This is a genomic window from Blastococcus aggregatus (assembly GCF_900221005.1).
Lineage (GTDB): Bacteria > Actinomycetota > Actinomycetes > Mycobacteriales > Geodermatophilaceae > Blastococcus > Blastococcus aggregatus.
Map to the genome: position 1 here is coordinate 299099 of NZ_OBQI01000006.1, position 24782 is coordinate 323880.

Consider the following 24782-nt stretch of genomic DNA (forward strand, 5'->3'; position numbering starts at 1 on the left):
CCGCCGGGAGGCGGTGTTACGTTCGGCCCGTACGTGGCACGGGGTGTCCCGCCCGGGACTGAGAGCACACCCGTCGAACCTGCTCCAGTTCACACTGGCGAAGGGATGTCACCGGCATGTCCAGTGCTGTGGAAACGATCGACCTGCGCGCGGCCCGCGAGGCGCTGAGCGCGAGCACCCCCCTGGTGCACTGCCTGACCAACACGGTGGTGCAGACCCTCACCGCCAACGCCCTCCTGGCCGTCGGGGCCGCCCCGGCGATGGTGGACGCCCCGCAGGAGGCAGGCGACTTCGCCGCCGTCGCCTCGGCCGTGCTGATCAACGTCGGGACGGTGCACGAGCGGACCGCCGAGGCGATGCGCCTGGCCGCCCGCTCGGCGCGCGCGGCGGGCACGCCGTGGGTGCTGGACCCCGTCGCCGTCGGCGGGCTCGCCTACCGGACGCAGCTGGCCGCCGAGCTGGTGGAGCTCGCGCCGGCCGTCGTGCGGGGCAACGCCTCGGAGGTCATGGCGCTGGCCGGGGCCGGAGCCGGGGGACGGGGCGTGGACAGCACGGCAGGGGCGGACGACGCCGCCGCCGCGGCCACCGCGCTCGCGGCCCGGACCGGCGGAGTGGTCGCCGTCAGCGGCGAGGTGGACCTGATCACCGACGGCCGGCGCACCGTCCGGGTGGGCGGCGGGTCGCTCCTGCTGACCCGCACCACCGGGGCCGGGTGCGCCCTGGGAGCGCTGGTGGCCGCCTACGTCGCGGCGACCGGCGACGCGCTGACCGGCGCGGTCGCCGCCCACGCGCACGTCGCCGTGGCAGCGGAGCGGGCGGCCCGCACCGCCGCCGGGCCGGGCACCTTCGCCCCCGCCTGGCTCGACGCCCTCGACGCCGTGGGGCCGGACGAGCTCGCCGGCGCGGACCTGCGGAGCGCGTGATGCGCCCGCCGTTCGACCCGACGCTCTACCTGGTCACCGACACGGAGCTGTGCTCCCCGCGCCCGGTGGCCGACGTGGTGCGCGCGGCGGTGGCCGGTGGCGTCACGGCCGTCCAGGTACGCGACAAGCACGCCTCCCGCCGCGACCTCCTGGCGCTCACCCGCGCCGTCCGGGACGCGCTGGCCGACCGCCCCGACGTCCCGGTGGTCGTGAACGACGCGGTCGACGTGGCCCTGCTGGCCGGTGCCGACGGCGTGCACGTCGGCCAGGACGACCTGCCGGCGGTCGAGGTGCGCGCTCTGCTGGGCCCCGACCGGCTGCTCGGACTGTCCGTCGAGAGCGCGGACGACCTCGCCACGGCCCTCCGACTGCCGCCCGGCACCGTCGACGTCGTGGGGCTCAGCCCGGTCTGGGCGACGCCGACCAAGCCGGAGGCCGGCCCCGGCCTGGGGCTCGAGGCGGTGGGCGAGCTCGTCCGGACGGCGCACGCCGGCGGGCTGCTGGCGGTGGCGATCGGTGGCATCGACGCCGGCCGGGCCGCCGCGGCAGCCGCCACCGGGGTCGACGGCGTCTGCGTCGTCTCCGCTGTCTGCGCGGCGGCCGACCCGCACGCCGCGGCGGCCACCCTCCGGGCGGCCATCAGCCCGGCGGCCGCCCGGTGACGCCGACCGCGCTGACCGTGGCGGGCAGCGACCCCAGCGGAGGAGCGGGGATCCAGGCCGACCTGAAGACCTTCAGCGCCCTCGGCGTCTACGGCACCGCCGTCCTCACCGCGCTCACGGCGCAGAACACCCACGGCGTCACCGGGGTGCACCCCGTGCCGGCGGCGTTCGTGGGCCGGCAGCTGACCACCCTGCTGGACGACGTCACGGTCCACGCCACCAAGCTCGGCATGCTGGGCAGCGCGGACGTGGTGCGCGAGGTGGCGGCGGTGCTGGCCGAACGCCGCCCCGGGCCGGTGATCTGCGACCCGGTGATGGTGGCGACCAGCGGCGACCGGCTGATCGACGACGAGGCGATCGCCGCCGTCCGGACCGAGCTGCTGCCGGTCGCCGACCTGATCACGCCGAACGTGCCCGAGGCGGCGGCGCTGCTCGACGTCGCCCCGGCCACCGATGTCGCGGGCCTGCACGAGCACGCGCGGGCCCTGCTCGACCTGGGCCCGGGCGCGGTGCTGCTCAAGGGCGGGCACCTCGGCGGCGAGCAGAGCACCGACGTGCTGGTCACCTCCGCCGGAACCACGGTCAGCCGCCGGCCCCGCCTCGCGACGACGGCCACCCACGGCACGGGCTGCACCCTGTCCTCGGCGATCGCGGCGCTGACGGCCCGCTCGGGCGGGATCCCGGACTGGCCCGTCCTGGTCGAGGGAGCCCGCGACTACCTGCACCGCGCGCTGGCGGAGGGCGCGTCCCTGTCCGTGGGCTCCGGGCACGGGCCGGTGCACCACTTCGCCGGGATCTGGCCGGCCTGAGCCGGCCCGGCCGCCACTGTGCGCACGCGTTGAGGACGTTGCCGACGCGATCCCGTCGGCAACGTCCGGAACCGACCCGCAGAGTGCGGCCGACAGGCCGGATCAGCTGCCGTGCGACCCGTTGCCGCTGCCGTCGCCGTCAGGCGAGATCGGCACGCGCGTGACGGCGTCGGCACCGGTGGCGCCGCCGAGCCGGCGCAGCAGCGCAGCGACGTCGATGCCGGTCAGGTCGCCGGAGAGCTGCAGCCCCTGCGCCACGTTGGAGGCGACCGACCGCCCGAGCGAGCCGGCGCCGTCGGTGGAGATGACGGTCATCTTCTCCACCGCCGACAGCGGGGCGGCGGCCGCGCCCACGACGTCGGGCAGCACCTTGACCAGCATCTCCAGGATCGCCGCCTCGCCGTACTTGGCGAACGCGTCCGAGCGGGCGTCCATCGACTCGGCCTCGGCCTGACCGCGGGCGAGGATCGCGGCCGCCTCGGCCGCGCCCTCGCGCTCGACGGCGTCGGCGATCGCCTCGCGGCGCAGCTTCTCCGCCTCACCGCGCTTGGCACCCTCGATCGCCTCCGCCTCGGCCAGGGCCGAACGGCGGGCCCGCTCACCCTCACCGGAGAGCTCGGCCTGCCGGGCAGCGGCCTCCGCGGCGGCGATCGTCGCCTGGCGCTGTGCCTCGGCGGTCAGGATCGCCGAGTTCTTGCGGCCCTCGGCCTCCTGCTCGACCTTGTAGCGCTGGGCGTCGGCCGGGCGGCGCACCTGGGTGTCCAGCTGCCGCTCGGTGAGGGCCGCGGTCCGCTCGGCGACCTTCTCCTGCTCCATGAGGATCGCCTGGTCCTGCGCCGCCTGCGCCAGCGGCCCGGCCGCGGCGGCGCGCGCCTTGGCGGCGTCGGTCTCGGCCGCGATCTCGGCCTGCTTGAGCGCCAGCTGCCGCTGGGAGATGGCGATCGCCTCGTAGGTGCGCTGGAGGAAGGCCAGCAGCACCGCGTCGGGGTCCGCGGCGGTGCGCACCACCTCGTAGGGCAGCACGAACTCGCCCAACCCGTCGTCCCAGCGCGCCCCCTCGGGCAGGCCGGTGATCTCCCGGAACCCCGCGGGCTCGGGGTAGGCGTAGCTGTAGAAGACGCCCTCCTCACCCGGCGGGCCGGGCCAGTAGCCGCAGCTGCTGACCTCGTGGGAGTAGGCCTCGAGCATCACGTGCGGGCCGCAGTTCGGCGCCCCGCCCGGGTGGTCGGGTGCCGTGCGGCCGGAGAACCGGGTCGTGGCCAGGTCGAGCGCCCCCCAGAACAGGTGCACCGGGCTGGACTTGCCGACGAACCGGTCGCGGAACGTGGTGAGGACGCGCGTCATCTGCACGAGCCCCAGCCAGAACCGGTGCACCGCATCGGGGTCGTAGCTGGCGTGCAGCCGGTCGTCGGGGAACGGGACGGCGCCGGGGATCTCCACCGGCACCGGCCAGATCTCGGTCCCGACGCCCAGCTCGTCGAGCAGTGCCATCACGTCGGCGTGGAAGTCCGCCACGGCCCGCGCCCCGAGCGGCAGCGAGCCGGTCGTGCCGTCCACCGTGGCGACGACCAGGCGGTGGTCGACGAAGTCGAAGTCCACCGAGAACGACGGCCCGGTCGGGTGCGGCATCAGCGAGGTGGTCAGCCCCCTCGCCGTCACGTACAGCGGCACGTTCCACCAGTGGTTGGACAGGCCGGCGTTGGCCATCCGGACCTTGCCCACCACCTGCGTGTACAGCTGCAGCGTGTCGCGGGTGTCGGCCCAGCCGTCCACCGGCAGAGCCGGCCAGGAGCGCGGGGAGGTCTGCTCGGTCACGGCGACAGTCTGTCGTCCCACCGACGGCCGACGGCGACAGGACCTCGTGCCGGCCGGACCGGCCTACTCGCCGACCTCGCCGTCGATCCACTCCCGGATGAGGTCGGCGTGCCCGTTGTGCCGCGCGTACTCCTCGATCAGGTGCACGAGGATCCAGCGCAGGCTGGGCGTGGTGCCGTCCGGCGAACCGACGTCGGCCGGGCGGTCCAGGCCGCCGTCCCTCAGCGCCTCGGCCACGAGCTCCCGGGACCGGTCGACAGCGCCGGACCAGAGCGCGTGCAGCTGCTCGGGGGAGTTCTCGGCGGCCGAGTGCCACTCCCAGTCCGGGTCCTCGTCCCAGTCGACGTCGGCGAAGGTCTCGCTCCACCCACGGCCCAGCAGCCGCCGGGAGCACCACATCTCCTCGACGAAGGCCAGGTGCTTGAGCAGCCCGCCCAGCGTCATCGTCGAGGCGGCCACCGTCACCCGCAGGGCCTCGGCGTCCAGGCCGCGGGTCTTCCACGCCAGCGTCGCGCGCTGGTAGTCGAGGAACCCGGTCAGGACGGCGAGCTCGTCGTCGGCGGGGGGCGGCTCGATCCGGCCTGCCTCGTCGCTGTCGGTCATGGCCTGCACGCTAACGGGGACACTGAGGGGGTGAGGCGGGAGGCGAGCGTGCTGCACCTCGACCTCGACGCCTTCTTCGCCGCCGTCGAGCAGCGCGACAAGCCCTCGCTGCGCGGGCGGCCGGTCGTCGTCGGCGGGGTCGGGGGGCGGGGCGTCGTCGCCACGGCGTCGTACGAGGCGCGCGCCTACGGCGCCCGCTCGGCCATGTCGACGGCCGAGGCCCGGCGGCGCTGCCCGTCCGGGACGGCGTTCCTCGGCGGCCGGTTCGCCGCCTACCGGCGCACCTCCGAGGTCGTCATGGGTCTGCTCCGCGAGCTGTCGCCGCTGGTCGAGCCGGTGTCGATCGACGAGGCCTACGTCGATCTCGCCGCCGGCGGGCACGACCTCTCCGTGGCCGCTGTGACGGAACTGGGCCGGGACCTGAAGGTCCGGATCGCGGCGGCCACCGGAGGAGTGACCGGCTCGGTCGGCATCGGCTCCTCGAAGCTCATGGCGAAGATCGGCTCGGAGCTGCAGAAGCCCGACGGCCTGGTCGTCGTCCCCCCGGGCGGGGAGCTCGAGCTGCTGCACCCGCTGTCGGTGACCACGCTGGGCGGCGTCGGGCCGGCGACGGCGGAGCGGCTGCACCAGGTCGGGGTCAAGACCGTCGGCGACCTGGCCGCCAAGTCCCTGGCCGACCTGGTCGCGCTGGCCGGCCGGGCGCACGGCGCGGGCCTGTACGCCCTGGCCCGCGCCGAGGACGACCGCGCCGTGGTGCCCGACCGCGAGGCCAAGTCGGTGTCGCACGAGGAGACCTTCGAGCGCGACCTCACCGACCTCGCCGTCCTGGGCCGGGAGATCGACTCGATGGCCGGCCGCGTGGGCAAGCGGCTGCGCGACTCGGCGTTCTCCGGCCGCACCGTCACCCTCAAGCTGCGCCGGTACGACTTCACCACCCTCACCCGCTCGCAGACGCTCCCGCAGCCCACCGACGACCCCCGGCAGATCGCCACGATCGCCCGCCGGCTGCTGGCCGACGCCGGCGCGGAGGGCGGCCTGCGGCTGCTCGGGGTGGGGGTCTCCGGGCTCTCGCTCTACGCCCAGGGCGACCTGTTCGCCGAGGACGACGACGACGCCCCGATGACCGCCACCGAGGAGACCGCGCCGGAGGACGCCGTGCCCGAGCCGCCCCTGCCCGCGGACAAGCGCTGGTGGCCCGGGCAGGACGTGCGGCACGAGGAGCAGGGCGCCGGCTGGGTCTGGGGCCGGGGGCTGGGGCGCGTTACGGTCCGCTTCGAGGGGCCGCTGACCACGCCCGGTCCGGTGCGCACGCTGGCCGCAGACGATCCGCTGCTGCAGCCGGCCGACCCTCCCGACTGGAGGCCGACCGCATGAATCCGGACCGTTCGTGGTGGGGGTGGGGCACGACCGACCAGGCCCTGTCCGACGAGGAGTGCGTCGCCCGGGCGGCCGCGCTGCCGGGGCTGCCCGACCGCCCGCGCCCGGTCCCCCGGCTGGCCGACGTCGTGCTGCCGTCGTCCCGGGTGACCGCGCCGGACGGGCTCCCGGTCTCCACCGACCACGACGACCGGGCACGGCACGCCTACGGCAAGGCCTACCGGGACGTCGTCCGGGCGCTGTCCGGCGAGCTGCCCGGAGCACCGGACGCCGTCGCGCACCCCGCGGACGAGGACGACGTCGTGCGGCTGCTCGACTGGGCGTCGTCGGCCGGCGTCGTCGTCGTGCCGTTCGGCGGCGGCAGCTCGGTGGTGGGCGGGGTCGAGTACCGCGGCGACCGGCCCTGGATGTCGATGGACCTCACCGCGCTGGACCGGGTGCTGGAGATCGACCGGACCAGCCGGGCGGCGCGGATCCAGGGCGGCGCGCTCGGGCCGGTGCTCGAGGAGCAGCTCCGCCCGCACGGCCTGACGCTGCGCCACTACCCGCAGAGCTTCGAGTTCTCCACGCTCGGCGGCTGGCTGGCCACCCGCGCCGGCGGGCACTACGCGACGCTGCTCACCCACATCGACGACCTGGTCGAGTCGATGCGCGTGGTCACCCCGGTCGGGACCAGCGAGTCGTGGCGGCTGCCCGGATCGGGCGCCGGCCCCTCGCCGGACCGGATGTTCCTGGGCTCGGAGGGGACGCTCGGCGTCATCACCGAGGCGTGGATGCGGCTGCAGGACCGGCCGCGGTTCAAGGCCTCGGCGTCGGTGACCTTCCCCGACATGACCACCGCGATCGGCGCCGTCCGCACGATCGCGCAGGCCGGCCTCCATCCGGCCAACTGCCGGCTGCTGGACGCCGGCGAGGCGGCCACCTCGGGCGCCTCGACGACGGGGGGCTGCGTGCTCGTGCTGGGCGTCGAGTCCGCGGCGCACCCGGTGGACAGCCGGCTGGAGGAGCTGCTGACGCTGGCCCGCGACTGCGGCGGTGTCGTGGCCCCCCGGCGGGACGGCCCCCGGGACGCCGCCGCCGACGCCTGGCGGTCGTCCTTCCTCCGCGCGCCCTACGGCCGCGACGGGCTGGCCCGGATGAGCGCGCTCGTGGAGACCTTCGAGACGGCGACCACGTGGGACCGCGTCGACGAGCTGTACGCGACGGTGCAGGCCGAGGTCGGTGCCGCGGTGCGGGAGGTCACCGGCGCGCCCGGGCTGGTCAACTGCCGCTTCACCCACGTCTACCCCGACGGACCGGCGCCGTACTTCACCGTCGTGGGCGTCGGGCGGCCCGGCTCCGAGGTGGCCATGTGGGACGACGTCAAGACCGCCGCGATGGAGGTGCTGACCCGCTTGCGCGGCACGGTCACCCACCACCACGCCGTCGGCCGCGACCACCGCCCCGGTTACGACCGGCAGCGCCCCGAGCCGTTCGCCGTCGCCCTGCGTGCCGCGAAGGCGGCGCTGGACCCCGCCGGCGTCCTCAACCCGGGCGTTCTCGTCGACGCCGTGTAGAACGGGCACCGTGACCGAACAGAACGCGTGGCAGCGGATGACCGAGGAGGACCCGGAGCACTCGGCCGCCTACGTGCAGCGGTTCCGCACGCTGGCCGAGCAGGGCATGGACCTCGTGGGCGAGGCCCGGCTGGTCGACGCGATGCTGCCGCGTGGCTCGCGGGTGCTGGATGCCGGCTGCGGCCCGGGCCGGGTGGGCGCGTACCTGCACGAGGTCGGGCACGAGGTGGTCGGGGTGGACGCCGACCCGGTGCTCATCGCCGCGGCCGAGGAGGACCACCCCGGCCCGCGCTGGCTCGTCGGCGACCTGGCCGAGCTGGACCTGCGGGCGCAGGGGATCGACGCCGGCTTCGACGCGATCGTCTGCGCGGGCAACGTCATGACCTTCGTGGCCGAGAGCACGCGGACCGACGTGCTGCGCCACCTGCGCGACGTCGTCGCCGGCGACGGCCGGGCGGTGTTCGGCTTCGGCGCCGGCCGCGGCTACGAGTTCGACGCCTTCCTGGCCGACGCCGGGGCCACCGGCTGGGCTCCCGACCTGCTGCTCTCCACCTGGGACCTGCGGCCGTTCACCCCCGACGCCGACTTCCTCGTCGCGGTGCTGCGCCCGGTCTGATCAGAGCCGGCCGGCGGCGCGCAGGAGCACGACCGCCTGCACGGTGGCGTGCCCGCGCCACTCCAGGGCGGCGGCGGGGGAGTAGCTGTCGAAGTCGACGGTCCAGCCGCCGTCGGGCTGCTGGCCGGCGGCGAGCCGGTCGAGCTCGGCCTCGACCACCGACGGCGCGAACAGCTCGCGGGCGGGGCCGCCGGGGAACGGCGCGAAGTCCAGCGGCCGCATGAACTCGTCCGCAGCACCCCCGGCCACGTGCAGCAGCCCGTCGGCCGGGATCAGCGCGCGCAGCCGGTCCAGCAGGGTCCGCGCCTCGTCGGCGCCGGCACCGGAACGGCCCGCCGCGTCGAGGAACTGCACCGCGAAGGCCAGCTCCATGGCGTTCGTGGACCCGTCGAGCGCTCGCGCGGCCCCCAGGCAGTACGCCGTCGCCCGCGCCAGCCACGGGTGGCCCGCCACCGCCGGGTCGACCGCGGCCACCCGGTAGGCCGTCGCGGCGACGACCCCGGTGATCTGCAGCGACGACGTCGACGGGTCGGCCTGCGCCCAGAACGGCGCGCAGGCGGCCGGATCGGGCACCGGCAGCGCGAACGGCAGCCCGCCGTCGGGGAGCGAGACCGCCGCCAGCCACTCGCAGACCTCCGCGGCGCGCGGCGTCGTCGCCGGTGCCAGGTCCGCGAACGCCTCCAGGGCGTGCAGTGCGCCGCCGGGCTGGCTGCCCGCCGAGCGCAGGTCGGGCTCCAGACCCCAGCCGTAGCCGCCGTCGGGGTTGCGGTAGCCGTCGACGGCGGCGACCACGGCGTCGGCGCCGCCCGAGCCGGTGAGCAGGTCGAAGCGGCGGCGGTCCAGCAACCGCCCGTGCGCGGCGAGGAAGGCGGCGGCCGCGGTCAGGTCGACGGTCATGGCGGTCATCCTGCGCCGGACCGGGACCGCCAGGCCGGATGGGCCGCGGGCGGCAGGACGGCCGCCGCCGTCCAGCGGGGCGAGCCCGGCGGCGCGACGACGGTGACCGGACCGTCGGGGGAGTCCAGCGTCTGCAGATAGGGCCCCGGATCGACCGACGGGCCGGGCACCGAGGCGGTCCGCGGCGCGGCGAGCAGCCAGTGCGCGGTCTGGGCCAGGGACAGCTCGCCGTACCAACCGCCGCCCTCGTCCCGCTGCCTCGCGAGCGCGGCCAGCACGGTCGCGGCGGCCAGGTAGCCGGTCGCGTGGTCCAGCGCCTGGGCCGGCAGCACCCCGGGCTCCTCCGGCGCCCCGGAGACGGTCGCGATGCCGGTCGCCGCCTGCACCAGCGAGTCGAAGCCGCGCCGGCCCGCCCACGGGCCGCGCAGCCCCCATGCCGACAGCCGGACGACGACGAGGTGCGGGTGCCGCGCCGCCAGCGACGCCGGATCCAGGCCGAACGCATCCAGCGCCCCGGGCCGGTAGCCCTGCACCACCACGTCCGCGCTCGCCAGCAGCTCCTCGACGGTGCCGCGGTCGCCGGCGTCGGCCAGGTCCAGCACCACGTGCCGCTTGCCGACACCGGTGTCCAGCAGCCCCTCCCGCAGGTCGGGCTGCCGGGGCCCGTCCACCCGCAGCACGTCGGCCCCGTGCGAGGCGAGCACCCGCGTCGCCACCGGACCGGCGATCACCCGGGTCAGGTCCAGCACCCGCAGCCCGTGCAGCTCCGGCCGACGCGCGGGCCCGTCGACGACCCGGTTCAGCCCCAGCAGCGGGAGGCCGGCCACCGCCCGGCCCTGCGGGGAGCCCGCCCACTCCTCCGGCGTCCGGACGGCGGCCGCAGCACCCCCGGCCGCGACCACCGCGCTCTCCAGCTCCTCGGCCCGCCACCTGGCCGCTGCCGCCGCGACCGCGTCGACCTCCTCGGACCCGAGGACGGAGGCCGCGGCCGCCCGGTGGTGCGGGTAGTTGCCGTGCAGTCGCAGCCAGCCGTCCGCGGTCCGCCAGAACCGGGACAGCGGCGCGAAGCCCATCCCCACCGGCCGCCCGGCGAGGCGGGCGTACCGCTCGCTGCGCACCGCGAGGCCCACATGCGGTCCGTCCAGCCGGAGCCGCCCGTCCGGCCGGACCGGTCCGTCACCCCCGGCGAGCAGCCGGGCGGCGTGCAGCTGCGCGGCGACGGCGCCGGTCACCAGGTCGTCGACGGCCAGCGGCCCACCCAGGCCGGGCGAGCCGGTCGGCTGCACCGCGGCGGCGGGCAGCCCGGTCACGGCGGCCACCTCGGCGAGCAGGGAGCTCACGCGCCCGTCCCCTCCGGCTGCACGCCCAGCGCGAGGACCAGCTCCAGCACCGCGCGCGGATCCTCCAGCCGTGCTCCGTAGAGCTCGCGCAGCTGGCCCATGCGGTACCGCACCGTCTGCGGGTGCACGAACAGCTCGGCGGCGACGGCGTCCCGGCGTCCCTGGTGCAGCAGCCAGGAGCGCAGGGTCTCGATCAGCTTCTCGCGGGCGCTGTCGCCCAACTCGGCCAGCGGCGCCAGCGCCCGCGACCGCAGGTCCGCGAGCGCGGCCTCGTCCCCCCGCAGCACCAGCTCGGTCAGCCGGGTCTCGGTGTCCAGCGGCGCCGAGCCCTCGGGCGCGAGCCCGAGCTGCACCGCGCGGCTCACCCGCGCGTAGGAGCCCTGCGCCTCCGTCCACGGCCGCGCCGGCCCGACGACGGCGCAGCGGCCGTCGAGCGAGCGCAGCAGGGCCGGCCGCGACCGGCCCTCCGCGTCGGGGACCAGCAGGACCATCAGCTCGCCCTCACCGGCCGGATCCTGGACGTCGTCGGTGGTGCGCAGCGTCCGCGGGTCCAGGGAGACCATGGCGCCGCGGACCCGCGCCTCCGGCAGCAGGACGGCGGTGAGCGTGCGCGGCGGCGCCCAGTCCGCCCGCTCGGCGGCGGCGAGGAGCTGCTCCGCGGGCGCGCCGGTCAGGAGCAGGGTGGCCAGCCGCTCCAGGTACCGCTGGCGGACCCGGCCCGTCGTCGCCAGCTCGTCGGCGTGGCCGGCCACGCTGGCGGCCGACAGCTGGTCGATGAAGGCGAACACCAGCTCGGCGAAGCGGGCCAGCTGCTCCGCCGACAGCCCGGCGCGGACGGCGGTCGCGCTCATCTCCCGCCACGAGACGCGTGCCCCGACGCGGTAGGCGGCCTGCAGCGCGTCCATGGAGCGGCCGTCGCGCGCCTCGCCGCGGCCCAGCTCGTAGGCGGCGGCCAGCGCGGGGCGGATCGGGGTGCTGGGGTCGGCGCCGGTGCTCGCGGTGGCCAGCTCGAGGAAGCCGCCGAGCGCCAGCTCCACGGCGCCGCCGATCTTCTGGCCCATCCGGCCCGAGAACGCGTCGGCGTAGCTGGGCACCTCGACGATGATCTCGGCGACGGTGTGCCCGGCGACCGACGGCAGCTCGTCGCGCATCGCCTGGGCGACCGCGGCCGGGATGGTGTTCGGCTCGCTCATCATCCCGCTCCCTTTGTTCGCAGCGAACAGAACGTACCGGTTGATTCACGTCCGGCACACAGGTAACTGACCGCTGGGTCGGACAACCTCAGTACATGACGACGACCGTTCCCCGCCCCGACTCGGTGCGGTCGCCCCTGGCCTCGCTGCGGAAGCGCGCCGTGCGGCTGGCCGAGCTGGTGACCACGCCCCTGCTGCCCGTCGACTACCTGGACCTGTTCGACCCGCTCCGCTCCGGCGCGGCGCTGCGCGGGCGGATCGAGGCCGTGCTGCACGAGACGCGCGACGCGGCCAGCATCGTCATCCGCCCCGGCCGGGACTGGCTGCCGCACCGCCCCGGCCAGTACGTGCGGATCGGCATCGACATCGACGGGGTCCGCCAGTGGCGGGCCTACTCGATCACCTCGGTGCTCGACCGCCCCGACGGTTGCTTCTCCATCACCGTCAAGGCGATCCCCGACGGAAAGGTGAGCAACCACCTCGTGCACCGGGTGACGCCCGGCACGATCGTGCAGCTCGACCAGGCCACCGGTGAGTTCTGCCTGCCCGAGCGGGCGCCGGAGAAGGCGCTGTTCGTCACCGCCGGCTCCGGCATCACGCCGGTCATGGGCATCCTGCGCAACCACGCCGCCCAGCTCACCGACACGGTGCTCGTGCACTCGGCCCCCACCGCCGACGACGTCGTCTTCGGCGAGGAGCTGCGGCAGATGGCCGCCGAGGGGCGGATCCGGCTGATCGAGCAGCACACCGACAGCGCCGGCATGCTCGACGCCCGCTCCATCGCCGAGCTCGTTCCGGACCTGCACGAGCGCGCCACCTGGGCCTGCGGCCCGCTCGGCATGCTCGAGGCCCTCGAGGAGCACTGGGCGTCGGCCGGCATCGCCGACCGGCTCTACACCGAGCGATTCCGGCCCCGGATCCTCGTCACAGGCGAGGGCGGCACCGTCTCGTTCACGAAGAACGGCACCACCGTCGAGGCCGACGGCGCGACGCCGATCCTCGACGCCGCCGAGGAGGCCGGCGTCCTCATGCCCAGCGGGTGCCGCATGGGCATCTGCTTCGGCTGCGTCCTCCCCCTGCGCGAGGGCGCCGTGCGCGATCTGCGCAACGGCGAGATCACCACCGCCGCCCCCGGGGACGGCGTCCTCATCCAGACCTGCGTCAGCGCCGCCGCCGGCGCCTGCACCGTGGACCACTGAGCCGAGTCCAGCTCGCCGACCACTGACCGACCCACGAACCGAGGAGCCGGACATGACCGTCATCCAGAAGAAGATCGACGACAACCCGATCGCCCACCTCTCCGCCGAGGACATCGAGCTCATCGGCAAGGAGCTCGACACCATCCGCCAGGAGATCCGGGACAGCCTCGGCGAGGACGACGCCGCCTACATCCGCACCGTCATCGACGTGCAGCGCAAGCTCGAGCTGGGCAGCCGCGCCGTCCTGCTGGCCTCGATGTTTCCGCCGGCCTGGTTCGTCGGCACCGTCGGGCTCTCCCTGGCCAAGATCCTCGAGAACATGGAGATCGGGCACAACATCCTGCACGGCCAGTGGGACTGGATGCGCGACCCGAAGATCCACTCCACGACGTGGGAGTGGGACATGGCCAGCCCCGCCGCGCAGTGGAAGCACTCGCACAACGAGCTGCACCACACGTACACGAACGTGATCGGCAAGGACAACGACCTCGGCTACGGGATCATGCGGGTGGACGAGGACCAGAAGTGGCACCCGCTCTACCTGGCCCAGCCGCTGTGGAACTTCGTCAACGCCTGCTTCTTCGAGTACGGCATCGCCGCCTACGACCTGGAGCTGGGCAAGAACCTGGCCACGAAGAAGCGCCGGCAGAACCCGGAGTTCCGGGCCGCCACCAAGCAGGTGCTCAAGAAGATCCGCAACCAGGCGACCAAGGACTACGTCCTGCACCCGGCGCTGTCGGGTCCCTCGTTCGTGCCCACCCTGGCCGCGAACTTCACCGCCAACGTGGTCCGCAACCTGTGGTCGCACTCGGTGATCATGTGCGGCCACTTCCCCGAGGGCGTGCAGACCTTCGAGAAGGCCTCGATCGAGGGCGAGACCCGTGGCGAGTGGTACCTCCGCCAGATGCTCGGCTCGGCCAACATCTCCGGCAGCAAGGCCATGCACATCCTGACCGGCAACCTGAGCCACCAGGTCGAGCACCACCTGTTCCCCGACCTGCCCAGCAACCGGTACGCCGAGATCGCACCGCGGGTGCAGGACATCTTCGACCGCTACGGCCTGACCTATCACTCGGCGCCGCTCTACAAGCAGGTCGCCAGCGCCTGGCACAAGGTCATCCGGCTCTCGCTGCCGAACGACTGGATGGCCGAGACGAAGCCCTCCAACCTGCCCTCCCAGCTGGGCAAGCTCTGGAAGATGACGACCGGTGGGCCGAAGGTCCGCCGCGCGATGCAGGCGCGCCCCGCCGCCGCCTGACGCACATCCGCTGAACGCCAGAGGCCCAGAACCGCACCGGTTCTGGGCCTCTGGCGTTCACTGCTTCGGCCTCACCAGAGCTGGCGGGCCTCCTCGGCCCACCCCACGAGGCCGTCGACGCCCACCCGCTCGCCGTCCTCGGTCGTCGCCCAGCCGGTGAACTCCCCGAAGCACTGGTGGGTCTCCGAGGCGATGATCTTCATGTCGGTGGCCGCCGACCGCTCGTGGAACGGGTGCAGCGTGACGTCGACCGTCGCGCCGTGGATCCGCCAGGGGCGCATCCAGTCGGTGCGGTCGTAGTCCCAGCGGAGCTCCTCGCCGATCTTGTGCAGCCGGCCGTCGACCAGCACGCCGTTCTCGGTCGAGCCCGTGCCGTCGGTCCACGTCCCGCCGACGGTGAGCCCCCGCCCGCCGGGCGCGCTGCCGGCCGCCCAGTTCCACGTGATCGAGCGGGGCCACTTGCCGCGGCCGGAGTCCAGGACGGCGAACGACCCCTCGCCGACCGGCACCTCGACGCCGGCGATCAGCAGCTGCCCGATCACGGGGAGGGCGACGTCCTTGACGGTGTACTGGAACCGCTTGGGGCTCCACGGCACGACGACGGCCAGCGCCTCGTGGCCCGGGTCGCGCTGCACGGTGAGGTCGAAATCGATGTCGGGCGCCCGGCCCTTGAGCGTCGTGGCCGCCGGCGTGCCGCCGAACTCGAAGGCGAGCGTCCTGCCGCGGCCGCTCGCTGTCCCGGTGCGCTCGGGCAGCACGACGCCCGTGGCCAGCGGCACGGTGTCGGCCCGCTCGATCTCCCGCCCGGTCGCGCGGTCGAGCACGTAGAGGCTGTACAGAGCGGCGTAGTCCAGCGAGGAGACGGTCACCCCGAGGACGTGCGTGGGGGTGACGATGCCCCAGTACTCCCACCGCTTGGCCCGCCCCCAGCCGCGCAGGTTGGCGCGGTGCAGCGGGGTGCGGCTCCAGCCCACCGCTGCCGGGTTCAACCGCCCGTCGGCCCCGCACAGGTCCACGGGGGCGGTGAGCTCGCGTTCGGTGGTGGGCACCGCGGCAGGCTAGCGGGCCGCCCGAGCGGCGATGTTTCCCGTGGAACCGACGTCAGCGGACCGCCGGCGCACGGAGGTGCACGGAGTCCAGCCGGCGCCCGACGACGGCGCCCGGCTGCCACACCTCCGCGTACCGGATCGTCTGCTCGACCTCCTGGTCCAGCAGGTCGTCGAACTCCAGGGCGCCGATCACGTCGGGCCCCATGCCCGTGGTCACGAAGTGGTCGGTGAGGGCCAGACGGACGTCGTCGTAGGACAGGTCCAGGTCGCGCACCAGCGCCGTGGTGGTGGCCTTCCGGGAGCTCAGCCCGGAGAACGCCCGGCCGCAGCCGCAGCCGCCCGCGGGATCGCGCCGGTCGGTCGCGCAGACGAACCCCGCGAACACCAGCTCGCCCTCGACGGCGAAGCAGAAGTCCCCGCCCCGGTCGCCCTGACCCTCGCGGGTCGCAGTCAGCAGCTTCATGGCCGCCACTGTGGCGAGTGAGTACGACAGTTCCCGCTGGTCCGGCTGCTAGTTGGCCATGTCCACGAAGCGGCTGTAGTGGCCCTGGAAGGCGTCTTGCGTCAGTGCGACGACCAGTCAATGCCGATCACTCGAACCACCGCATGCTTGTCCCCCTGCCCGCCCCCCTGATATGCAGGATGAAACTCGTAGTCGACCCGCCCGGCCCCAGTGATCTCATAGTGGTACCGGCGTGACCAACCCCCACTTCCAGCATTGTGCTTGCCCTTGAGTGGCGTACACGTGCCGAGGAGAGGTGGCTGATCAGCGCGATTGGAAACATGATCCCAGAACTGCTGGGCGTTTTGCGTTCCCACACGCCGCACCAATTCCTGCCATTTAGCCAGGTGGCGCTTATGGATGAGCACCCGGAAGCGCGGCTGGGCATCCGGTCGCCCACCTGGCCGCTCGGTCGTCAGGTAGGGGTCGTACGCGCCGGCCTCCCTGACGCGAGGGGTCACTCTTCAGACGCTGGACGATGGACCTCTATAAAGTCATCGTCTCCAGCTCGTCCCTCAAGAATTTCGCGACTTACGGGATCCGAGAGTGTCGCCGCGGTCATCTGCCAAGCGTGCAAACACCCATCCAACTTTTCGGTGTTGCGGGCGGATGCTGCGCGGGCCAATTCCTGACCGTACTCCCGCCGCAGTTCATGGAGATCATCATCATCTAGGAATTCAGCCCACGCCAATCCACCGAAGTCCGTGGGCGCACGGTCCTCACGGGGACGACCCAAAGCAGTCTCAAGTGCCAAGTAATCAGTTATGAATCGTCGCATACTACTCAGAAAGGACAATTCTCCCTCGGGGAGCATCACCAAACTTGTGCCGTCGGTATCCCGCAGTCGAGCGGTCCCCGCCTTGGCCTCGTCCAGAAACTCACGCCGACCTGTTCCAGCTAGGTCGCTCGCTTGATACGTACGCTCTAGCAGCGCCACGTGCCACCTCCTGTCGTCCAGGATCATACCCACGATCCTGGCATGCGCACTATCGGCAGGCCTGGCGTCACTCTTGAGCGCTACCTGGGTGGCGCCTGCTCCAGCGTCATCCAGGCTCTGTTCACCTGGGCTTCGACCGAGCAGCCCTCCTGATGCGCCAGGCCGCTCATGATCTCCTCGGCTCGTTCGAGCAGCAGCCCGATGACCTGCTCGGGCTGCACGTGGTCCTCGACCACCTGTATGGCCGCCATGACCAGGTCAAGCATGGCGGAGATGAGGAGGTGGGCCCCGGAGGTGCAGCGGGCGATGCAGGCGCGAAAGACAACCTCGCTCACCCGCAGGTCCTTGATCGCCAGGGCTCCGAGCAGAGCCTGAGCAGCCTGATGAATGGGATCGTCCGCTTCAGACGGCATTGTCAGCACGACCCCGAGAAGCTCCGAGACAACCGGCTCACCCGGGGCATCAAGACTCTCGGCCGCGCAGGCACCCAGACCTTCGATGACCGCGTGCGCGCTGCGCCCGACATAGTTGATCATCTCGTCGGGCTCCCCCACGTCCTCTGAGACAGCCGTGTGCGCGTGGATGAACGCGATCAAGCAGGCGATCATGTCGGTCGGCATCTCCCGCGCAGCCTCCGCAACCAACGGGTCCAGGACCGCACTGCGGTTCACCTTGGCCGTTATGAGTGCCTGAGCGCTGCGGCGAACGTCCAAAGCGCTCGTCAAGAGCGGCCCCCTTGCAACGGCTCAGCCCACTGGTCGTCGCGGCGGGAAGGGCTCAGACCGCCGAACGCTGCATGTCGGTCGGCGAACGTGCCCTCCGTCCCATCCGCCAAACGCAACATCTGTCAGTTGGCCATGTCCACGAAGCGGCTGTAGTGGCCCTGGAAGGCGACGGTGACGTTCGCGGTCGGGCCGTTGCGGTGCTTGACCAGCATGATGTCGGCCTCGCCGGCCCGCGGGGACTCCTTCTCGTACATGTCCTCGCGGTGGATCATCATCACCATGTCGGCGTCCTGCTCGATCGAGCCGGACTCGCGGAGGTCGGACAGCATCGGCTTCTTGTCCTGACGCTGCTCCGACCCACGGTTGAGCTGCGACATCGCGATGACCGGGAGCTCGAGCTCCTTGGCCAGCAGCTTCAGCGCGCGGGAGAACTCCGAGACCTCCTGCTGGCGGCTCTCCACCTTCTTGCCCGAGGTCATCAGCTGCAGGTAGTCGATCACGATGAGCTTGAGGTCGTTGCGCTGCTTGAGCCGCCGGGCCTTGGCCCGGATCTCCATCATCGTCATGTTCGGTGAGTCGTCGATGTAGAGCGGCGCGTCGGCGATCTCGCCCATCCGCCGGGCCAGCTTCGACCAGTCCTCGTCGCTCAGCGTGCCGGCGCGCATGTGGTGCAGCGGCACCTTCGCCTCGGCCGACAGCAGACGCATGGTGATCTCGTGCTTGCTCATCTCGAGCGAGAAGATGGCGGCGGGCATGTGGTGCTTCACCGACGCCGAGCGCGCGATGTCCAGGCCCAGGGTGCTCTTGCCGACACCGGGACGGGCCGCGATGACGATCATCTGGCCGGACTGCAGGCCGTTGGTCAGTTCGTCGAGGTCGCGGATGCCGGTCGGGACGCCGCGGCTCACACCGCCGCGGGACGCGATCGCGTCCAGCTCGTCCATCGTGGGCTGCAGGACGTCGGCGAGGCGCGAGTAGTCCTCGCTCATCCGCTTCTCGGTGACGTCGTAGATCTCCTGCTGGGCGCGGTCGACGATGTCGTCGACGTCGCCCCGGCCGCCGGCGGCGCCGTAGCCCAGCTGGACGACGCGCGTGCCGGCCTCGACCAGCCGGCGCAGCACTGCCTGCTCGGCCACGATCGCGGCGTAGTAGCCGGCGTTGGCCGCCGTCGGCGTCGAGGCGATGAGCGTGTGCAGGTAGACCGCGCCACCCATCTTGGACAGCTGGTCGGTGCGGTTCAGCTCGGCGGCGACGGTGATCGCGTCGGCGGGCTCACCGCGGCCGTACAGGTCAAGGACGACGTCGAAGATGATCTGGTGCGCCGGGCGGTAGAAGTCGGCGCCGTGCAGGACCTCGACGACGTCGGCGATGGCGTCCTTGCTGAGCAGCATGCCGCCGAGCACCGACTGCTCGGCCTGGACGTCCTGCGGGGGCTGCCGGTCGTACTCCGGCGCCGCCGCCATCGGCCGGCTGTACTCGTCGGCCACCGCCACGGGGCATACCTCCATCTCCTGCAGGCGCGCCCGCAAGCCGCTCACCGAGGGGAAGCCGGGAGGTCGGCGGGCGCCGCCAGTGCCGAACGCGTGTTCGGTCCTTGCTACCGCCGGGCACTGACATTTCGCGTCCCGCAGCAGCTGGGGAGGACGTTAGGAACCTGGAGCGGCGCCGTCCAACACCTCGATCTGCACAACATGTGGACAAGTCGGTGGACGGAGGCGTGTCGACATGTGGAGACGGACGGGGACACCCTGGGGTCGGCTCCCCGTCGCGAGCCGGTCACCTGCGCGGACGCCGTCCCCGGGCTGTGGACAGAAAGTTCTCCGAAACTTTTTTCCCGGTTGGCACGCGTGGTGTCGGCGTGACGAACGGGACCGTCCCATCCACCGCCGCGGGGCACCCGCGGGCGGGCGCGCGCCGCCGCCGCGGAGCACGGGACCGCCCGCGTGCGCAGCCGAGCGCGGGGGCACGGGCGACGACCGGCCGGGCGACCGCTGAGCACCCCCAGGACGCCACGAGGGGCGCCGGACCGGAGTCCGGCGCCCCTCGGGACGGTGCACGCGCTCAGGGCGCGCTCAGGCCGTTCAGCCGGCGACGACGTCGATCGCCAGCGTGGTGCTGACCTCGGGGTGCACCCGCACGGTGACGGTGTGCTGGCCCGTGGTCTTGATGCTGCTGGGCAGCTCGATCCGGCGACGGTCGAGCTCCGGGCCACCGGCCGCGGTGACCGCGGCGGCGACGTCGGCGGTGGTGACGCGACCGAAGAGGCGGCCACCGTCGCCGGCGCGAGCCGGCACGCGGACCTTCAGGCCGGCCAGCTGGCCGGCCACGGCCTGTGCCTCCTCGAGCGAGCGCACCTCACGGGAGGCACGTGCCCGGCGGAGCGACTCGATCTGCTTCTCGGCACCCCGGGTGGCCTTGATGGCCAGCCCGCGGGGCAGGAGGTAGTTGCGGCCGTAGCCGCCCTTGACCTCGACGGTGTCGCCGGAGGAACCGAGACCGGTGACCTCCTGCGTGAGGATCAGCTTCAGAGTGCTCATGATCAGCGCGCCGTGGAGGTGTAGGGCAGCAGGGCCATCTCGCGGCTGTTCTTCACAGCGATCGCGACATCACGCTGGTGCTGGCTGCAGTTGCCGCTGACGCGGCGGGCACGGATCTTGCCGCGGTCGGAGATGAACTTCCGCAGCAGCGTCGTGTCCTTGTAGTCGACGCCGGTCGCCTTGTCCTTGCAGAACTGGCAGACCTTCTTCTTGACCTTGCGAATGGGTGGCTTGGGCACCGGAGTACTCCAGAGATCTCAGAGAGAAAGAGGGATCGAGGGATCAGAAGGGCGGCTCGTCGGAGGGGCCGGCCGGCGTCGACCAGGGGTCGCTCGCACCGCCGCCACCGCCGCCGCTGGGGCCGCCGAAGCCGCCTCCACCGCCACCGCCGCTGCCGCCACCGAAGCCGCCGCCGCCACCCTCACCGCGGGAGGCCTTGGTGACCTTCGCGGTGGCGTAGCGCAGCGAGGGGCCGATCTCGTCGACCTCCAGCTCGATGACGGTGCGCTTCTCGCCTTCCTTCGTGTCGAACGAGCGCTGCTTGAGCCGCCCGCTGACGATGACCCGCGAACCGCGGGTGAGGGACTCGGCGACGTTCTCGGCCACCTGGCGCCACACGTTGCACCGGAGGAACAGCGCTTCGCCGTCCTTCCACTCCTGCGACTGGCGGTCGAAGGTGCGCGGCGTCGAGGCCACGGTGAAGTTGGCGACGGCGGCACCCGACGGCGTGAACCGCAGCTCGGGGTCCGACGTCAGGTTGCCGATGACGGTGATGACGGTTTCGCCGGCCATGCTCAGTGAGCCTCGGGGCGCATCAGCTTCGTACGGAGCACCGACTCGTTGAGGTTCAGCTGCCGGTCCAGCTCCTGGACGGCGGCCGGCTCGGCCTGGATGTCGATGATCGCGTAGATGCCCTCGGGCTTCTTGTTGATCTCGTAGGCCATCCGGCGACGACCCCAGATCTCGGTCTTGACGGTGCCACCGGAGTTGGTGACGACGGTCAGGAACCGGTCGAGCGAGGGCGCGATGGTGCGCTCCTCGAGATCGGGGTCGAGGATGATCATCAGTTCGTAATTGCGCACGGAGAACCCCACCTCCTCTGGTCTCGGCGGCTGCAGGGGATCTGCAGCAGGAGGGTTGTGCATGCGTTGCGCGTCCCGACGAGCTCGTGGAGTGCCGGAACGCGCGGGCCCAGGCTACCAGTGACCCAGGGTGCGCCCGGCGTCGTCCACAGGGAGCCCGGGAACGGCAGCGGCCGCCGGCCCCTGAGGGGGACGGCGGCCGCGGGCCCGGCGGAGCGTCAGCTGGAGGCGCGCGAGGCCTGGTGGGTGCGGACCAGGGCGGCGCCGGCGGCAGCCAGGGCGACCACCGCGGCCAGGGCCGCCGCCGGCAGCGGCGTCGCGGTGGACGCGGTGTCGGCCGTGGTGTCCAGGGCCTCGCCCTCGGCGTCCAGGCCCGACCCGTTCAGGCCGGCGAGCTGGCCGAAGACGGGGACGGTCGCGCCGTCGTAGCTGCCGGCCAGGCCGCCGGAACCCGAACCGGTGCCGGCCGAGCCGGTCGCGTTGCGGGAGGCGAGGAAGCGGGCCGGGTCGAAGGCGGCCGCGGCCGAGCCGGTGCCGGGGCTCAGCTGAGCGGCGCCCGCACCGGTCGAGTAGGTGTACTGGCTGCCCGGGACGCCCTCGACGGCCGGCTGCTCGGGAGCCGCCGCCGGGGGAGCGACGGCCCCGGGAACGGTGGGGGTGTTCGGCTGGGCGCTGGGCGGCGTCGGCAGCAGGCCACCGGCAGCCGGCGCCGGGAGGGTCAGCGGCGGGAGCTGCGGCAGGTTCACACCCGGCAGGTTCGGCAGCGGGATCAGCGTGTTCACCACGAACGGCGTCGGGGCCGGCAGCGGCGGCAGCAGCTTGGTGGCGGCGTCGGTGAGGACCGAGGTCAGCGAGGCGTTGCTTTGCAGCCGGTAGGTGTAGGTGATCGAGCAGGTCAGGCAGGTGCTGGCGAACGTCTCGGCGACCGAGGCGCCCGGTGCGAGCACCCGCTGACCCGAGGGCAGGCCGAGCGTCACCTCCGTCTTCGCGGTGACGCTCACCAGCGTGGGGAGCAGCCCGCCGCCACCGACCTGGACGGTCTTGTCCTGGATCTCGTTGACGAAGGTGACCGTGCCGCCGCCGTCGACGGAGACCACGGGCGGGGTCAGGTCACGGATCGGCACGGTGACGGCGGGGGCGGCGCCGGCGGGCGGGGCCAGGACGACCGCGGCGGCTGCGACGGAGAGCCAGCCGAGGATCGCGACGGCGATGCCACGCCGCGCGTTCCGGTGGATGCGATCCGTTGCCATCTGCGAAGAACCTCCGACTCGACCTACTGCTGGGTAACCCCCGTCACGCTGCTTGAACGATGATGTGTGATCCGGGTTACGGCTAAACCTGGATCGGGTCGCGAACTAGTGTCCGGAGGCGTGGCCAACCACCCGATCGGCGTACACGTGGGCGCAGCGAGCGAGGGGCCGCTGGCAGCGGCCGCCGAGCTGGACGCCGACGCCGTCCAGCTGTTCCTGACCGACCCGCAGAGCTACAAGGCGCCGAAGCCGCGTCCCGACGAGGCCGAACTCCGGGCCGCCGACGTCACCGTCGTCGTGCACGCGCCGTACATGCTCAACGTGGCGTCGACGAACAACCGGATCCGCGTTCCCGGCCGCAAGCTGCTGGCCCAGCACGCCTCGGCGGCCGCGGCGATCGGCGCCCTCGGGCTGGTCGTGCACGGCGGGCACGTGCTGGCCACGGACGATCCGGCCGCCGGCGTCGACAACTGGCGCAAGACCTTCGCCTACCAGGCGAAGGACGGCGGCTTCGCGCTCCCGCTGCTCATCGAGAACACCGCCGGCGGCGGCAACGCCATGGCCCGTGACCTGGACGCGCTCGCCCGGCTCTGGGAGGCGGTGGGGGAGTTCGGCGCCGGGTTCGTGCTGGACACCTGCCACGCCTGGGCCGCCGGCTGGGACCTGGGCAGCGTCGTCGACGACGTCCGCGCGATCACCGGCCGGATCGACCTCGTGCACCTGAACAACAGCCGCGACCCGGCCGGCTCCAGCCGCGACCGGCACGCACCGCTGGCCGACGGCGAGATCCCGACCGAACTGCTCCTCGAGGTGGCCCGCGCCGCGGACTGCCCGGTGATTCTCGAGACCCCCGGGGACGCCGCGGGCCACGCCGGGGAGATCGCGCTGGTCAGGAACGCGCTCACCTAGCCGTCCTCCCTCACCGCAGCGCTTCCTCCCTCACCGTGTGCCGTGAGGGAGGAAGCTCGATGATCAGGTGACCTGATCCCGGCGGCGGCCCAGGACCACGATGTCCTCGGCGCGCTCCAGCGGACCGCCGGCCGGGTCGTCGACGCCGGGCCAGCTCGTGCGGACGACGTCGCGGTCGGGCCGCAGCACGTCCCGGACCACCAGCCCCATGAGGACGACGACGGCGACGTCGCGGAGGCCCACGGCGAGGAAGAACCAGCCGACCTCGATGCCGTTGTCGTCGGTGCCGAGGTAGTGCAGCATCGTCGCCACCCAGACCAGCACCTCGGTGGCCTGCCACAGCAGCAGCGACCGCCACCGCGGGCGGGCCAGCACGGCGAGCGGCAGCAGCCAGAGCGAGTACTGCGGGCTCCACACCTTGTTGAGCAGCAGGAACGCCGCGACCAGCAGGAACGCGATCTGCGGCAGCCGCGGGCGCAGGGGTGCGGCGAACGTCAGCCACGCGACCCCGAGTCCGACGAGCAGCAGCGCGACGGTCACCACGGCGTTGAGCACGGTGGGCGCCTGCCCCTCGGCGAGCGGCCCGTCGAACAGCTCCCCACCGGCCAGCCGGCTGAGCATGTTCCAGATCGACTCCGGGTTCGCCCCGCGCTCGCGGCTGAACGCGAAGAACCACGACCAGTTCTCCTGCGCGGCCAGCGCGACGGGCAGGTTGACGGCGGTCCAGGCGAGGATCGCCGCCCCGGCGGTCCTCGCCCACTCGGTCAGCCGGCCCGCCCGGAGGCACAGCAGGAAGAGCGCGCCCAGGATCAGCACCGGGTAGAGCTTGGCGGCGACGCCCAGCCCGAGGAGGACGCCGGCCAGCACCGGCCGGGAGCGGGCCCAGGCGAGCATCGCGGCGGTCGACAGCGCGACCGCCAGCACGTCCCAGTTGGTGAAGGCGTGCACCACCAGCAGCGGCGACAGCCCGATCATGGCCGCGTCCCACGGCCGCCGGCCCGCCAGGCGCAGGACGGCGCCCACCAGCGCCAGCCCGAACAGGGCGAGCAGCAGGCAGGTGACGACGTAGTAGCTCTCGACCGGCGGCGCGTCGGGCAGGAACCCGAGGGAGCCGGCCAGGGCGTCGTAGCCGCGCGCCACCTGCGCGGACAGCGCCATGAACCCGCCGGTGAGCACGGGGTACTCGACCGCTGAGTCCAGGTAGGGCTGCGCGCCGTCGCCCAGGCCGTAGGAGCCGAAGAGCGGGACGGCGTCGGAGTAGCAGAGGTGGGTGTACTGGCGGGAGCCGCTCCAGTCGCCGTCGGCACACGGCGCCTGCTTCGCCCAGGCCAGGCTCAGCGCCAGGACGACGAACAGCAGGCAGACCCGCAGCGGCGTCCAGAACAGCGCCCGGCCGGTCACCGCGTGCCGGCCCCACGGGCCGCCGACCGCCTCGCTGGCCTGGGCGGCGACCGGATCGGTCCAGGTCGGCACGACCCGGTCCGGGAACGCGGCGGGCCCGTCCGCGGTGGCGGACGGGCCCGACGGCGTGCTGCTCACCCGG

At 73.3% G+C, this 24782-nt stretch carries 24 protein-coding genes and 1 riboswitch; of the genes, 9 read left to right on the forward strand and 15 right to left on the reverse strand.

What is annotated here, in order from left to right:
• Positions 1-29: 29 nt before the first annotated feature.
• Positions 30-123, forward strand: a riboswitch (TPP riboswitch).
• From thiM to thiD, 3 genes are all read left to right on the forward strand, one after another.
• Complete coding sequence (gene thiM / locus CRP29_RS19640; RefSeq protein WP_097196736.1) at positions 117-923, forward strand: hydroxyethylthiazole kinase; 807 nt, start codon at positions 117-119, stop codon at positions 921-923. (Overlaps the previous riboswitch by 7 nt.)
• Positions 923-1585: a thiamine phosphate synthase gene (gene thiE, locus CRP29_RS19645; protein ID WP_097196737.1), complete on the forward strand. Its 663-nt coding sequence runs from the start codon at positions 923-925 to the stop codon at positions 1583-1585. Before thiM ends, thiE begins: the two co-directional genes overlap by 1 nt.
• Positions 1582-2394 (forward strand): bifunctional hydroxymethylpyrimidine kinase/phosphomethylpyrimidine kinase, encoded by an 813-nt coding sequence (gene thiD / locus CRP29_RS19650; RefSeq protein ID WP_097196738.1) that lies wholly within the window; start codon positions 1582-1584, stop codon positions 2392-2394. The genes thiE and thiD overlap by 4 nt, the downstream gene beginning before the upstream one ends.
• Positions 2395-2496: 102 nt before the next feature.
• Here the strand turns inward: thiD and CRP29_RS23410 are convergent, their stop codons facing one another.
• On the reverse strand, positions 2497-4209 hold the full coding sequence (locus tag CRP29_RS23410) for a DUF5996 family protein (protein WP_245853103.1): 1713 nt from the start codon (positions 4207-4209) through the stop codon (positions 2497-2499).
• Positions 4210-4272: 63 nt separating this feature from the next.
• Entirely contained in the window at positions 4273-4812 is a 540-nt protein-coding gene (locus CRP29_RS19660; protein ID WP_097196825.1) for a DinB family protein, read from the reverse strand.
• 30 nt (positions 4813-4842) lie between these two features.
• Here CRP29_RS19660 and CRP29_RS19665 point away from each other — a divergent pair, with 30 nt between their 5' ends.
• Genes CRP29_RS19665 through CRP29_RS19675 form a run of 3 tightly spaced genes read left to right on the forward strand, consistent with a single transcriptional unit; the run spans position 4843 to position 8361 of the window.
• On the forward strand, positions 4843-6186 hold the full coding sequence (locus tag CRP29_RS19665) for a DNA polymerase IV (RefSeq protein WP_097196739.1): 1344 nt from the start codon (positions 4843-4845) through the stop codon (positions 6184-6186).
• On the forward strand, positions 6183-7745 hold the full coding sequence (locus tag CRP29_RS19670) for an FAD-binding oxidoreductase (protein ID WP_097196740.1): 1563 nt from the start codon (positions 6183-6185) through the stop codon (positions 7743-7745). Before CRP29_RS19665 ends, CRP29_RS19670 begins: the two co-directional genes overlap by 4 nt.
• A 10-nt stretch (positions 7746-7755) precedes the next feature.
• Positions 7756-8361, forward strand: a complete 606-nt coding sequence (locus CRP29_RS19675) for a class I SAM-dependent methyltransferase (RefSeq protein ID WP_097196741.1) — start codon at positions 7756-7758, stop codon at positions 8359-8361.
• On the opposite strand, the gene CRP29_RS19680 is transcribed toward CRP29_RS19675, so the two are convergent.
• The 3 genes from CRP29_RS19680 to CRP29_RS19690 are packed head-to-tail and all read right to left on the reverse strand — an operon-like array spanning position 8362 to position 11791.
• Positions 8362-9258, reverse strand: coding sequence for a hypothetical protein (locus CRP29_RS19680; protein ID WP_097196742.1), 897 nt, complete (start codon positions 9256-9258; stop codon positions 8362-8364). It lies immediately after the preceding gene.
• A gap of 5 nt (positions 9259-9263) precedes the next feature.
• Positions 9264-10598, reverse strand: coding sequence for a CoA transferase (locus tag CRP29_RS19685; protein WP_217991678.1), 1335 nt, complete (start codon positions 10596-10598; stop codon positions 9264-9266).
• On the reverse strand, positions 10595-11791 hold the full coding sequence (locus tag CRP29_RS19690; protein WP_245853104.1) for a PucR family transcriptional regulator: 1197 nt from the start codon (positions 11789-11791) through the stop codon (positions 10595-10597). The genes CRP29_RS19685 and CRP29_RS19690 overlap by 4 nt, the downstream gene beginning before the upstream one ends.
• Positions 11792-11886: 95 nt before the next feature.
• Here CRP29_RS19690 and CRP29_RS19695 point away from each other — a divergent pair, with 95 nt between their 5' ends.
• Together CRP29_RS19695 and CRP29_RS19700 are read left to right on the forward strand one after the other, a co-directional pair.
• Positions 11887-12990 carry a ferredoxin reductase gene (locus tag CRP29_RS19695; RefSeq protein WP_097196744.1) on the forward strand — a complete coding sequence of 368 codons (1104 nt, stop codon included), beginning with the start codon at positions 11887-11889 and terminating at the stop codon, positions 12988-12990.
• A 52-nt stretch (positions 12991-13042) separates the two neighbouring features.
• Positions 13043-14248, forward strand: coding sequence for a fatty acid desaturase family protein (locus tag CRP29_RS19700; RefSeq protein WP_097196745.1), 1206 nt, complete (start codon positions 13043-13045; stop codon positions 14246-14248).
• Between the two features lie 71 nt (positions 14249-14319).
• On the opposite strand, the gene CRP29_RS19705 is transcribed toward CRP29_RS19700, so the two are convergent.
• From CRP29_RS19705 to CRP29_RS19745, 9 genes are all read right to left on the reverse strand, one after another.
• On the reverse strand, positions 14320-15297 hold the full coding sequence (locus tag CRP29_RS19705) for a DUF2804 domain-containing protein (RefSeq protein ID WP_097196746.1): 978 nt from the start codon (positions 15295-15297) through the stop codon (positions 14320-14322).
• A gap of 52 nt (positions 15298-15349) precedes the next feature.
• Entirely contained in the window at positions 15350-15760 is a 411-nt protein-coding gene (locus CRP29_RS19710) for a DUF7715 family protein (protein ID WP_097196827.1), read from the reverse strand.
• A gap of 1056 nt (positions 15761-16816) precedes the next feature.
• The gene (locus CRP29_RS19715; RefSeq protein ID WP_141437179.1) at positions 16817-17407 is read right to left on the reverse strand and encodes a hypothetical protein; all 591 of its coding nucleotides are present in this window, start codon (positions 17405-17407) and stop codon (positions 16817-16819) included.
• 176 nt (positions 17408-17583) lie between these two features.
• Positions 17584-18954, reverse strand: a complete 1371-nt coding sequence (gene dnaB, locus CRP29_RS19720; protein WP_217991679.1) for a replicative DNA helicase — start codon at positions 18952-18954, stop codon at positions 17584-17586.
• 588 nt (positions 18955-19542) lie between these two features.
• Positions 19543-19998 (reverse strand): 50S ribosomal protein L9, encoded by a 456-nt coding sequence (rplI, locus tag CRP29_RS19725; RefSeq protein WP_281256821.1) that lies wholly within the window; start codon positions 19996-19998, stop codon positions 19543-19545.
• A 2-nt stretch (positions 19999-20000) separates the two neighbouring features.
• The gene (gene rpsR, locus CRP29_RS19730; protein WP_091770706.1) at positions 20001-20237 is read right to left on the reverse strand and encodes a 30S ribosomal protein S18; all 237 of its coding nucleotides are present in this window, start codon (positions 20235-20237) and stop codon (positions 20001-20003) included.
• Between the two features lie 43 nt (positions 20238-20280).
• Positions 20281-20790, reverse strand: a complete 510-nt coding sequence (locus CRP29_RS19735) for a single-stranded DNA-binding protein (protein ID WP_097196749.1) — start codon at positions 20788-20790, stop codon at positions 20281-20283.
• A 2-nt stretch (positions 20791-20792) separates the two neighbouring features.
• Positions 20793-21080: a 30S ribosomal protein S6 gene (gene rpsF / locus CRP29_RS19740; protein ID WP_040339252.1), complete on the reverse strand. Its 288-nt coding sequence runs from the start codon at positions 21078-21080 to the stop codon at positions 20793-20795.
• 218 nt (positions 21081-21298) lie between these two features.
• Positions 21299-22330 carry a hypothetical protein gene (locus CRP29_RS19745; RefSeq protein WP_097196750.1) on the reverse strand — a complete coding sequence of 344 codons (1032 nt, stop codon included), beginning with the start codon at positions 22328-22330 and terminating at the stop codon, positions 21299-21301.
• Positions 22331-22450: 120 nt separating this feature from the next.
• Here CRP29_RS19745 and CRP29_RS19750 point away from each other — a divergent pair, with 120 nt between their 5' ends.
• Positions 22451-23239 (forward strand): deoxyribonuclease IV, encoded by a 789-nt coding sequence (locus tag CRP29_RS19750; RefSeq protein ID WP_245853105.1) that lies wholly within the window; start codon positions 22451-22453, stop codon positions 23237-23239.
• Positions 23240-23302: 63 nt separating this feature from the next.
• Here CRP29_RS19750 and CRP29_RS19755 read toward each other — a convergent pair whose 3' ends face one another.
• Positions 23303-24778, reverse strand: a complete 1476-nt coding sequence (locus CRP29_RS19755) for a glycosyltransferase family 87 protein (RefSeq protein ID WP_097196751.1) — start codon at positions 24776-24778, stop codon at positions 23303-23305.
• Positions 24779-24782: the final 4 nt, after the last annotated feature.